This window comes from Halorubrum sp. 48-1-W, from assembly GCF_003287355.1.
Lineage (GTDB): Archaea > Halobacteriota > Halobacteria > Halobacteriales > Haloferacaceae > Halorubrum.
Genome location: NZ_QMIM01000001.1, coordinates 298,979 through 312,380, shown reverse-complemented (window position 1 = coordinate 312,380; position 13,402 = coordinate 298,979). Strand labels below are relative to the sequence as shown.

Here is a 13,402-nt window from a genome sequence, read left to right as displayed (position 1 = left end):
CTCCGGAGCGATCGACGGATAGGACCACCCCACTGACCGAAGAATTTAAGTTCTCGTTTCGTGACAACAGTGACGAAAGTTTCGGAAAAAAGAACGTAGGCGTCGTTTCGCGTTCCAGCGTCCGGTCCTCGGCTCGCGAGGATCGCCCGATCGCTGTATCCGGGCGATGCCGAGCGATCCGGCCCATGACACACCTCGCATTGACAACCCTCGGCGTTGACGGCGACGCACAGCCCCGTGACGAGTACCCAACCCTTCCCCCCGGGATCCACCTTCGATGGGCGTTTCCCCCACACCGCGGCTTCCCCCGTGGCGGCTACTACCTCTTCAGGCGGCGTCATCGGGAAGCACCCCTACGGCCGCGAGTTCGGTTGACCGCCGCGTTGGCACACGACCCTGCCACCCCCCTCACCGAAGCACACACGGAGGCGGGTCACCGGTTCGACTTTCCCGAACACGAGCGCGTCTCTCACGCCCAACACGACGGCAGTGATGCGGTGATGCTGGTCGGAAGCGATCCGGTTCCGATCGAGCTGCCGGAGCCGTCGTACGCGGTCGACGTGTCGGTCGACGTCGGGGGGAGCGACCCGGTCGTCGTGCGGGCGCTCACCGACGACCGCGTCGTCGACGAGACGGAGACGACGGGCGGGCAAGTCAGACTCACCGGCGATCGCATCGACGCCGTCTCCTGTACAGGCGGCGAGCCGAAACAAAACCTCGTGTACGTGACCGAGGTCGCGCCGCACTTCGTCTCGTCGACCCTCGGTCGGGGGTGGCAACTCGTTCCGAACGCACCGGCACCGATCCGTCTCCCGCTGGCTCATGCCGACTACGCACCCGTCAGCGCGGACGGCCCGATCGACGACCTGGACGAGGCCCGGACGGTCGCGAGGGATCGGATCGAGTACGGTCCGCCGGATCGCCTCGTCGACGCCGAGGAGTCCGTGTCCGGTACGGGTACGGTCGCCGTCTCGCCGGGCTCCTCGTACGCGTTTACGAGCGATCAGTCTCCCGAAGACGACCTCGTCGGTGACTGTCTGCGGATCGACGGAGACCCCACCGCGTACGGGATCACCGACGTCGGCGAAGCACCCGACGGGTCCACCAGACTCGTGCTCTCCCGGCCGTATCGTGGGGCCGGCGGTAGCGACCTGGCGTACGAACTACTCGGCGACGAGTTCGCCTCGCTCCACGACACGCTTTCGGTCCTGGTCGATGAGGGGGGCAGCAACGGTGGGGGCGGTGGGGGCGGTAGCGGTGGGGGCGGTAGCGGTGGGGGCGGTAGCGGTGGGGGCGGTAGCGGTGGGATGGCGAACCGAACGATGCCGGCGTTTCGCGCCCCGGACGGCCTGGCGGTCGTGAACGGCGGCGGGTCGACGGTCGCCGGCTGGAACACCGACTGGACGACCGACCTCGTGGGATCGCGGCTCCGGATCGCGACGGGGTCACACACGGACGTGATCGCGGTCCACGGCCGGCCGTACGTGTTCACTACGAACGCCGGGTGGGACGACGCGACGGTCGGCCGCCGGATCCGCATCGAGGACGACCGTGAGCTGTATCGGATCGTCGACGTGGCCCACTTCCGGGTCGGCGAGCGGACCCTCGAGATCTGTACGCTCGATCGGCCGGTGAGCGGCCCGTACTACGGCGATTCCCTCGACTGCGTGGTCTACGAGGGCCACACCCACCGGATCGGATCGGTCGACGAGGCCGACCAACGGCTCCACCTTCGCGGCCGGGTCGGGCTCCGGCCGGCGCTGCCCCGCCGCTACCTGATCCATCCGGCAGCGACCCCCGACGCTGTGGCGTCGCGTTCCACGCAGAACCCGCTCGACTCCGTCCTGACGGCCGCGACCGACCCGGCAGCCGCACAGGCGCTCGGTCTCTACTGGATCGACGACACGGTCGACGGCGACGCCTCGTACGATTACATGATCGTCGCCGATCACGCCGGCGCGATCACGCCGGGGAAGCCAGGGGCCGAACGGGAGCCGGCCCTCCGTGCGCGTTCGCCCGCGTCGTCGACGCCCGCCATTGACCGGTACGTCGCCTTCGACGTGAGCCGGAGCGACGACGACCCGCTCCCGGCGCCCGAGGAACCGATGGCTTTCGAGCTACCAGTCACGGCGGACACCGCGAACGCCGTCGGGATCCGGTGGGACATGGACGACCTCGACGCGACCGCGCCGGACGTGGCGACGCCCGTGAAGTACCACCTCTGGCGGTGGGACGGGGACGAGCCGTGGCGACTGAAGGAGAACTCCGACCTCGCCCGCTACGACCCAGTCACGGCCGACTCGCGGACGGACCTCCTCACGGACGCGACGCCGATACTCGCGACCACGCCGGCGACGGGACGGCCCCGAACGCCGGAAGGCTGGCCGGACGTTCGGCTCCACGCGACCGACGGTACCCTCGCCGACGGCTGGTACAGCTACCGGGTCGTCGGCGTCGACGTGTTCGGTCGGTTCAGCGAGCCGAGCGAGCCGGCGACCTGGGTCACGTCCGCCCCTCCCGGTCCGCCGACGCCCGCCGGGAGCACGCACCGTGACGTGGCGATCCGGGTCGAAGACGACTCCTCGCCCCCGTCGCCGACCGCCATCGAGGCCGCCACGCTCGACCCCGCCGCGTACGACGACCCGGACGAACTGGTCGACGCCGACCCCGACGACGTCCCGGCGAACCGGCACGTCAGGGGGGACGAGGCGTATCGAAACTGGCGGGCGGGCGATCCCGAACGGGTCGGCATCCGGGTCCGGTGGACCTGGCCGGCGGCACACGCCGACCTCGCCGACGACGTCGACGCCTTCGAGCTGTACGTCTCGCCCGGCCGAACGAACGCCTTCGGAGGGGAGGTGCTCGACGTCGATCCGACCTCGACCGGCTACGAGGTCACGGTCGGTCTCGACGACACGTTCGACGCCGATCCCGGGACGCTCGCGGGCACGAGGCTCCTCGTCGACGACGCCGCGTTTCCGGTTCGAGCGGCTACCGCCACGGCCGAGGGCGTGACGCTCACGGTCCGACCGCCGGTTCCGAGCGGGGACGAGACGGCGACCGACGGCGGTTCGGTCGAGACGGACGGCGGCGAGACGGACGAACTCGTCTCCGAGACGGACGGCCGCGCAACCGACGTCGTCGCGATGTTCCCGCAGGTCGGCGGGGCGCTCGACGTCGATCGATCGGAGCCGACGGTCGGGGACCGCTGTACCGTCTCGGTGCCGACACACTACGACGCCGGAACGGTCTCCGTCGACGCCGGGTCGACGGCGACGGTGGACGGAACGACCGGCACCGTGGTCGACGGTCACGACACCGGCTGGACCGAGGCGGTGGAGGGCATGCGGTTCCGATCGGTCGACGACGACGTCACCTACACCGTCGCGCGTGTCGACGGGCCAACCGAACTGGTGTTGGACCGGGAGGTCGCGGCGTCCACACCGGGCGAGCACCTGCCGTACCGGATCGATCATCCGCTGTGGGACGACGAGCGGGACCCCGACAGTTGGGACGCCAACGTCGCGACGGTCGCGTACGACGACACGAGCGCGCTGGTCGGCACGGACGGGCTCACCGGAACGGACGACGGGACTCGCGTCTACGAGGCGTTCGTGGACGCGCCCGCGAGCGAGGAGGGCGAGGCGTTCGCGCCGTCCCGCTCGATGCCGACCGTCTACGCCGACGTCGCGGTGACCGCCGTCGACGACGCCGGACACGAGAGCGCCGTCGACGCGACCGCGACGATCGCCCGGGTTCTCCACGAGACGCCGGCGACGCCGGCGGTTCCCGTGGAGCCGGCGGCGTTCCGTCACGCGACCGAACCGGACTACGACGGCGAGTCGGCGTACACCGTCCGGTGGGAGCCCGACCCGGACGCCGGCGACGACTACGGGTATCACGTCTTCCGTGCCCTGGACGAGACGCTGTTCGCGACCGACTGGGAGCGACGGCTCGCAGCCGCGGACGACGGGGACGGCGACGGGACTACCGACGACGACGGCGACGGTCCGGAGCTCTCGCTCGACCCCTACGATCCGGACCACGAACGGTTCTTCCCGCCCGCCTACCGCGGCGACGACGAGGCGACCGAGACGGCGCGCGAAACGATCGCCGCGGAGGTGAACGGTCTCACCGCCCTCGCCGAGGAGGCCGTTTCGGGGGACGGACACGACTCGGACGACCCCGACGGGGTGGTCGTGGAGACGGCGATGCAGGCGTATCGTCGCCTCCGGAAGCCGGCCGATGCGGACGACGCGGGCGACGCGGATGCCGAGAGCGACGCGGACGGGCCCGACGACGCGGGCGACGCGGATGCCGAGAGCGACACCGACGATGCGAACGACGAGCCCGACGAGTCAACCGCCGCGGTCCTCCGGCCGGCGACGCTCGCCACGCTCGCCGCGCTGCCGGGCAACGAGCCTGCCTTCTCCCAGCGAACCGTCGACGCGCTCGTGCCGAGCGACCACCCGGATCGCGTCGGCCCGGACGGCGACCCCGACGACGAGCCGGACGCCGACCTGTGCGCCTGGGTCGACCGGTTCGACGGCAGTTCACGAAACGTCTACTGCTATCGGGTCGGCGCGATCGACGACGCCGGGAACCGTAGCGACATCGGCGAGACCGACGACCCGCCGATGAGCTACCCGACGATGCCGGTCCGGTCCGCCGGCGATGTGCCACCGAGACGGCCGCGGATCGTCGAGGCCACTGCCGGCCACGCCGACTTGGACACACCCGACGACCGGGCGATCACCCTGCGGATCGCGGGCGTCGACGATCCGACGCTCGACCACCTGCTCGTCTACCGGTCTCGGGACCCCGAGCGAGCGACGGACCTCCGTCGGGCCGACGAACCGGAGGTGGTGGCGGATCCCGCCGCACCAAGGGACTCGACGGCTGCCGGTGGGGTCGCAGTCGAGGACGGCGTGCTCGAGTGGGTCGACGCCGACGTCGAACCGTTCACGACGACGTACTATCGGGTCGTCGGGGTCGGGGAGTCCGGCGTCCACACGGAGCCGACCGCGGTCGCCTCCGCGGAGGCGTTCGACCGCTCGCCCCCGGACCCGCCGACGTGGGACGAGGAGGACCCAACGGTCGACGACGACGGCGCGGTGACGCTGTCGTGGAGCCCCGCCGTGGGAGCCCCGTCGGACCTCCGCTATCGAGTCCATCGCCGTCCCCACGGTGGCGACGAGGACGACTGGCGGCCCGTGAGCCCCTGGCTCGACCGAACCGAGTACGAGGACGGGAGTCGCGGCCCGACCGCGACGTACGATTACCGACTGCTCGTCCTACAGCCGACAGGCGGCCGTGGCGACCTGACCCTGACGGAGGTGTGACCATGCCCACGACACAACCATCCACGGTCGACGCGGAACCGCTCGACGAACTCGTCGCGGACGGGTTCGACCCCATCGACGTCTCGACCGACGACCTGCCCGGCTTCCTCGGCGAGGTGCTGGTGGACGACTACGACTACGACGAGGAGGCCGGCGAGGCGAGCGTTTCGCTGATCGTCGCCGGCGAGCCCGCCCTCTCGGTCCCGGGCAGCGCCGGCGTCACGTTCGTTCTCGGCGAGCCGGGCACCGGCGAGACGGCGGTTGACGCCACCCTGGTCGTCGACGCGGAGTGGGAGCTCACGATCGAATCGGTCCGGCTCACGGCCCGGGTCGACGGCGACGTGCTCCGGCCGGTTCCGGACGAGGACGGCACGAGGCCGGACCACCTCGACGTGACGACGACCGTCGACGTGGTCGTCGACCACGCGTGGTCGCTCGACGTGAACGGCTTCGAGGGCGTCGACTTGCCGCCCGCGGAGATCGGGCACACGGGCGTCGTGATCGAGGCGACCGACGTCGTCCTCGACGTCTCGCCGACGGCGCTCTCCCCGTCGATCGCCGAGCACGACGACTTCGAGGAGTCGTCCGTCGACGACGGCTTCGTCGGCCTCTTCGTCGGCGATGCGTCGGTCTCGTTCCCCGATCGCTGGCCGGTGTCCGGGGACGTCGTGTTGAGCGGAACCGCGATCGGCTCCGGCGGCCTCACCGGGACGATCGAGTACAACCCCGACGTCTCCTTCGACCCCGACACGGCGACGTACACCGGAGAGGGTGCGGGGTCGCTCGGCGACCTCGCGTTCGCGGTCAGCGAGGTCGAGGTGGAGTTCGTCCAGACCGCGCTGTCGACCTGTTCGATCGCGGGCGAGCTGGTCGTCCCGTACTTCGACGAGCGGGTCGTCGTCGACCTCGCGTTTGACATGGACGGCACGCTCACGGCGCGGTTGGTCGGCCTCCCCGACCCGGAGGCCGACTCGGCGGTCGGGGTGGCCGCCGACCGGGAGATCGTCTCGCTCGAGGTCCCTGGCGTCGCCGCGTTCGACGTCGACTCGTTCGGGCTGGTCGTCGCGGACGACGGCGAAGGGGTCGGCGTCTCGGTCGCCGGAACCCTTCGACCGCACGTCGGCGCTGGAGACGCCGGCGACCCCGACGTCGACGACCTCGACCTTCCGACGATCGAGGTGCCGGAGGTCACGATCAGAAGCGACGGCGAGGTCGACTTCGAGGGGAGCTGGATCGACCTGCCGTCACAGCGGTCGACCGAGCTCCAGGGGGTCGAACTCGAAGTGACGAAACTCGGGTTCGGCACCCGCGATGACGGATGGCGGTACGTCGCGTTCGGCGGGTCGATCGCGATCGTCGAGGGGATCCCCGCCGGCGCGTCGACCGAGGGGCTCCGGGTCGCGTGGAACCCCGACGGCGACGGCGTCGAGGTGACGTTCGACGGCATCGGGATCGAGTTCGAGGTGCCGGACGCCCTCGCGTTCGCGGGGTCGGTCGCCTTCGACCCCGCCGACGGACGGTACTACGGCGACATCGACCTCGACCTGATCGCCCTCGACACCTCGATCTCGGCGACGCTGATCGTCGGACGCGAGACCGGGCCGGACGGGGAGGAGTTCACCTTCCTCGGGGTCTCGCTCGACGCGAGCCTCCCGGCGGGCATCCCCCTCTTCTCGACCGGGCTGTCGATCTACGGCATCGGCGGGCTGTACGCGCACAACATGGAGCCGTACCGCGGCGATCGCGAGTGGTACGCCCTGAGCGGGGAGGCCGACGAGAGCTGGTATCACGCGAGCGGCGAGCCCCGCGTCGACGACTTCGACGCGCAGTGGCGACCCGCCGCCGGCGCGTTCGCGTTCGGCGCCGGGGTCACGCTCGGCACGAGCGCGGACAACGGCTTCGCGCTCGGTTCCGACCTGCTGTTGGTCGTCGCGTTCCCCGGCCCCGTGGTCATGCTCGAGGGACGCGCCGACCTCCTCTCTTCGGGCGCGGACGTCGACGCGGAGGGTGCGCTACGCACCCTCGCGGTGCTCGACGGCGACGCCGGCAACGTGACCTTCGGCATCGACGCCGCGTACACGAAGCGGTCCGCGGACGCGACCCTCCTCGACGTGCGGGCCGGCGTCGAGGCGCACTACGACTTCACCGACCCCACCGCCTGGTATCTGAACCTCGGTCGGCGCGAGCCGCGGGAGGACCGCGTGCGGGCGGAGGCGCTGCTTTTCACCGCGGAGGGGTATCTGATGATCGACGCCGACCGCGTCGCCACCGGCGCCCGCGTCGGCTACGACGAGTCGTTCGAGTTCGGCCCGCTCGCCGTCTCCTTCGAGGCGTGGATCGCCGGGCACGTCCGGCTCAGCTGGCAACCGACCCACTTCTCGGGTGAGGTGCGTCTCCACGGGTCGGTCGAGCTGTCCGCGTTCGGCGTCGGCGCGTCGATCACCGCGGACGCCGCGCTCGGCGCCGAGGCGCTCGATCCGTTCCACGTCCACGGCGACGTGCGCGTCGCGCTCGAGACGCCCTGGCCGCTGCCCGACCCGGAGGCGAGCGTCTCGCTCGAGTGGGGGCCCGTGCCGAGCCCGCCGCCGGTACCCGCCCCGCTGGACGGCGTCGCGCTCGGCCACGAGCGCGTGACGACGCGGTGGCCGCTCCCGCGCTCCGAGTCGCTTTTGACACCCGACTACGCGACGGCGGGCGACGACAGCGAGAACGGCGACCGGCTGCTCGGCTACGACGAGGAGCTCCCGACGCCGCCCGACGACGGGACCGTCCCGCCGGGGGACCTCCCCGTCGTTCCCCCGGACGTGCGGCCCGAACTGACCTTCTCGACGGCCGTGATCGACGACGGCGACGTCGGCGTCAACGCGTCGACGGCGGGCCCCGAGTGGCAACTCGTCGGCGACCCGACCGACGACGGTCCCGTGGAGGCGCGCTACGGCCTCCGGGACGTCTCGCTGGAACGGTGGGACGCCGACGCCGACGAGTGGGTTGACGACGGTCCCGTCTTCGGCTCCTGGGCGCCGCTGCCCGACACGCGGATCGGCGCGGGGGGCGCTCCGGACGGGGCGGGCACGCCACCGACCGCGAACACGAAACTCAGGCTCTGGTCCGTCAACCCGTACGACTACGGGCGGAACACGGGCGGCGCGTGGGAGGAGGGGGTCGACCGCCTCCTCGGTACGTACCCGTGTTACGCCGACGGTCGGTGCTTCCGGCTCGCCGGCACCGACGTCGGCGAGGAGCTGGCCCTCGAAACGGCCGACGGAGCGAGGGTCACCCACGAGGAGGAGGGCTGGCCCGCGTTCGTCTCGAACGCGGTGCCCGGCTCGACCGACCCGACCGTCGCGACGGTCCCGACGGACGAGGGCGAACTCGAGGCGCTGATGTATCCCGCCCCCAGCCGAAAGGACGGCAGTGGCGGGACGCGGTCGATGGCGGTCGACCTCGACGGGAGCCATCGGTCCGTCGAGGTGACGCTCGTCCTCCCGCGGGATCACACGCACCTCACCGCGACCGCGCTCGGTCGGGGGGTGATCGAGGACGCGGACCTCCGTTCGGTTCCGAGGGACGTCTTCGACCTTCGGCCCGACGAGGCTCGGCGGATCGATACGTCCGTGTCCGTCGGGTTCGAGCGGCACACGGTCACGTTCGACGCCGATCCGGGGATCGACCGGGTCGTGTTGACCTCGACCGGCACCTTCGGGATCGTCGAGGTCTGCCAGGCGAGCGTCCCTCTCGGAACCCTGGGGGCCGACGGCGTCGAGGGGGCCGCACACGTGCGGGACCAACTCGACCGATGGAGCGACGAGCCGCGCGTGTTGGCGCCGAACGAGCGGTACCGGCTCGTGGTCGACACCGTCGTCGAGGCCCGCGGCGTCGCCGGCGGGGCACTCGCCGACTTCGAGCACCGCTGGCCCGACGACGGGACACTGCGGGAGGTCGCGTACTTCGAGACGAGCGGTCCGCCGGCGCTCGCGGACGTGAGCACGCCCCTGACGCCCGGTGGCAACGGCGGGGACGAAGCCGACGGTACCGGCGCGGACGGGGTGCGCTCGTTCGACACGCTCTCTCGATACGTCGAGGGAAGCGTCCCGGAGAGCGTGACCACCGACGGGGAGCGCCCGTCGACGCCGCGGCCGGTGTACCGCGCGTACGACGTCGGCGTCAGGTTCGGGGAGGCGTACGTCGAGACGCTGTACGCGATGGCCGACCGCGACCTCCGACTCCAGCTGTACGACGCGGACGACCGGCCGGTTCGGGACGTCGACGGGCGGCTCGGCTCGGCACGGGACCCGTGGGGCAAGGCGGGGAGCCGCGCGCTGAAGCGACACGACCGGACGTGGCTCTCCAGGGTCGCCGGGGAGTGTGGCGGCGTCGACGAGGAGACGCTTCCGCACGAGGACGTCCTCGAGGAACGCGAACCCCGGCTCGTGTTCGACCCGGACGCGACGCTCGAGGCCCGGCTCGTTCCGGCGCTCCTGCGTGAGACGTTCGACGACGGGAGCGGTCGGTGGAGTGAGCCCGGCAACGGCAGCGTGACCATCCACGGCCACGACGGGCTCGACGGCGACACCGCGACGGTGACGTCGACGGCCGACGGCGAGGCGACCGTCGCCCTCGACGACCACGCGGACCTCGGCGTCCTCTCGCCGAACGACGACGCCGTGTGGTTCCGCGGCGACCGCGAGCGCCCCGACGGCACCTATCGGATCGTCGGCGTCGACGCGACCGACGGAACCGTCACGCTGGCTGGCGTTCCGGACCTGAGCGACGACGGTACCTGGCGGATCGCTCCCGAACATCGGGCGGAGCTGTCGGCGACCGGGGGTGCGGACGCCACGGTGCGTCTCACGGACGCGCCCGGCGACTCGCCCCCGGCGACGTGGGACGACTACGCCGTGACGACGACCCTCAGGTTCGCGGGCAGCGCGGGGGGTACGACCGGCGTCGTCGTCCGCGACGCGCCCGACGCGGGTCACTGCTATCGGTTCGAGGTCGACGCCGACGAGGACGTCTACCGGCTCGTTCGTCTCGACGGTGACACGGCGACGACGCTCGCGTCGACCGACGCGCCGCCGATCGAGGACGGCAGGGACCTCGACCTCCGCATACAGGTCATCGGCGGACGGGTGGACGTCTTCGTCGATGACGAGCCGACGTTCGTCGCCGACGACCCGGACCCGTTGGGGCCGGGCAGCGTCGGTATCCACCTCGCGGACGTCCAGGACCTCGTCGTGCCCGAGGTGCGTATCGAGGGGTTCGGCACCGACTCACCCGTCGCGTACCGGTTCCCGTTCACGACCTCGCTGTTCGCCGACTTCGTCCACCAGGTCCACAGCTTCTCCGGGGGAGCGTTCGAGGTCGCCCCCGGAGACGCGCCCGAGGCGGTTCCCGGAGACACGCCCGAGGCGGTTCCCGGAGACACGCCCGAGGCCGCGGTGCCGCTTCCGGACGCCGAGCCGGACCCGCCGGGGGAGGCGGAGGCTCGGGCGTACGCTCGAATCGTCCACGCGTTGACGCCCGGCGATCGACCGTCGGTCGACGGACTCGACGCCACGTGGCTCCTCGCCGAGGGCGATCCGACCGCGCTCCTCGTTCGCAGCCCGGAACCGATCGACTGGACGCGGACGACCACTGCGGTGACGTGCAGCGAGACGGCGCTCCCGCCGGAGACCGACCCCGACGTGACGAAGGTGACGGACGTACGGTACGCGGCTCCCGAGACGAGCGCGGACGACGGGGAAGCTACAGCGGACGGGGACGGGAGCGTCGACGTGCTCTTCGCCGAAACGGAACGCCCGGACGGACACGTCGTCGAACGGCGGCTGACCGGCGAGGAGGGGTTCGCTCCCGAGCCCGTCGGCGAGGGGATCGACGACGAGTTCCTCGACCGGAGCGTCATCGCCCCCTACCGACGGGTCCCCGCGCCGAGACCCGGAGACGTCGGCGATCTGCCGACGCCGGGGGACCCGTTCGCCGGGGTCGTGGGCGATATCCTGCCCCCCGACGTCGACCCGGGCGATCTGAACGTCGACCCGGACGGCGGCCCGGGAGACGGGTCACCGGCGTCGCGACCGTCCGATCCGGCGCTCGACGCCGATCAGCTCTCGGCCGTCGCCGAGCGGATCGGGCGGGCCTTCCGCGGTCGAAACGTCGACGTCGAGGTGGATCCCGCGAACCCGCTGGCAGCGCTGGAGGCGACGGCGGTCGATCCGGAGCTCGCAGCCGACGTGGGTCTCACCGACGAGGAGTACGAGTTGATCGAGGCAGCAGCCGCGGACCGAGCGCTCGGCGGTCGGGTTCCCTCGCGGGAGGACCCCGACGAGGGGTCGGCCCGGATCGCGTCGACGCTGTCCGAGGTCGCGTCGCTCACGGCGGAAGGCGACGCCCGATCGCCGGACCCGGACGCGGAGTGGACCGTCGGCGACGACGGCCTCTCGGCGAGAACCGAGGGCTGGACCGGGCTCGTTCGCCCCGCCGAGGAGAGCCCGATCGTGTGGGAAACGACGGTCTCGCCGGGCGCGTCGGGACGGGCGGGACTCCTCTTCCGCCTCCACGACGAGACCCACTACCACACGGTCGCCGTCGGCGGCGGTGAGGTCGCCCTCCGGCGGCGAACCGGCGACGGCAGGGAGACCCTTCGGCGAGTGCCGTTCGAGCACGGACCGGAGGCGGACCCGCTGACGCTCCGCGTTCGTGCGGACGGCACGACGCTGTGGGTCTCCGTCGACGACGTTCCGCTGTTCGGCGTCGACGACGAGTTCCCCGACGGCGGTATGGCCGGAGTGTTCACCACTGCCGACGACGCGAGGTTCACGTCGCTGTCGGTTCACTCGTCGGTCGCCGACGCGCGACTGCTCGCGGACGCGTTCGCGGAGGACGACCCGGGTACGGCGGACGGAACCGCCGAGAGCGACGCGTCCGCGGAACCGTCCGTCTCCGGCGGGGAGGACGTCGCCGGCTGGCGGGTCGTCGACGAGCCGCCGTACACGACCCGCCGCTCGCGCTGGCGCACCCGCGACGGCACGCTCGAACAGACGAGCAACCTGTACGGCTTCGTCGGGAACCGCTTCCGGCAACCGGGGACGTACGCGGTGACTGGCGACGAGGCGTGGAGCGACTACCGGCTCTCCGTTCGCCTCCGCTCCGAGGACGACGACGCGATCGGTGCCGTCTTCCGGTACCGCGGTCCCGACGAGTTCTATCGGTTCTCGATGGACCACGAGCGCGAATACCGTCGGCTCACTCGCCGTTCGAACGGTGAGACGGTGGTGTTGTGGGCCGACGACGAGCCGTACGAGATCGGTCGCGAGTACCTCCTCACGATCGACTGCGTGGGCGACGAGATCGTCGGCTACCTCGACGGTGAGCGGCTGTTCGCGGTCGCCGACCCGGTCATCGACGCCGGGACGGTCGGCGTCTACTGCCGAGCCAACGTCGGCGCGCGGTTCGAGGACGTTCGCGTCACCGCACCAGGCAACGGCTGGGTGCCGTACCACACCTTCGAGTCGGAGCCGGCGCTCCCGGCGGGCACCCGCGTCCGGATCGCCGACGAACCGCCGACGGATGCCGACCTGCCGGCGGGCGTGGTCGGTCGAGCGCGAAGCGGAGCCACAGCCGGCCGGCTCCCGCCGACGCCGACGACGTTCAGGCTCCGCGGCCCGCAGGGAACGGTCGGACACCGTCGAACCGTCCCGCCGGCGGACGCCTTCGATCCGTGTGAAGACGTGCGGACGGTCCGGAGCGCGGACGGCACCGGAATGGTGCTGTTTCCCGAAATCGACGACGACGTGAGCACGCTGCGGCTGCGGTTGACGTATCGTCGATCGATCGACGGTGAGGTCCGCACCCGGAACGGGAGCGACGAACCCGAGGAGGCTGCCATCGACGTCTCACTGCCGTCGACGGCCGACGAGCCGGTGGAGTGAGCGGTAGACGACCGCCACGGCCCCGTCCCGCCGACCCGCCGTTGCGCCGGGAGGTGCCCGACGCCTCCCCCGACGACCTGACAGTCGGCGACGACGCCTGACGGGCGGCGACTACCAGGCGGGGACCCGGAT

General features: G+C 71.7%; 2 protein-coding genes. Both read left to right on the top strand.

Annotated elements, in window-relative coordinates:
* Nucleotides 1-185: 185 nt before the first annotated feature.
* Nucleotides 186-5,342, top strand: coding sequence for a hypothetical protein (locus DQW50_RS18025; protein WP_198664563.1), 5,157 nt, complete (start codon nt 186-188; stop codon nt 5,340-5,342).
* Nucleotides 5,343-5,344: 2 nt separating this feature from the next.
* Entirely contained in the window at nt 5,345-13,270 is a 7,926-nt protein-coding gene (locus DQW50_RS01625) for a DUF6603 domain-containing protein (protein WP_112077569.1), read from the top strand.
* Nucleotides 13,271-13,402: the final 132 nt, after the last annotated feature.

Coding starts and splice junctions, on each gene's coding strand:
- DQW50_RS01625 (WP_112077569.1), top strand. CDS start 5,345: ATGCCCACGACACAACCATCCACGGTCGACGCGGAACCGCTCGACGAA.
- DQW50_RS18025 (WP_198664563.1), top strand. CDS start 186: ATGACACACCTCGCATTGACAACCCTCGGCGTTGACGGCGACGCACAG.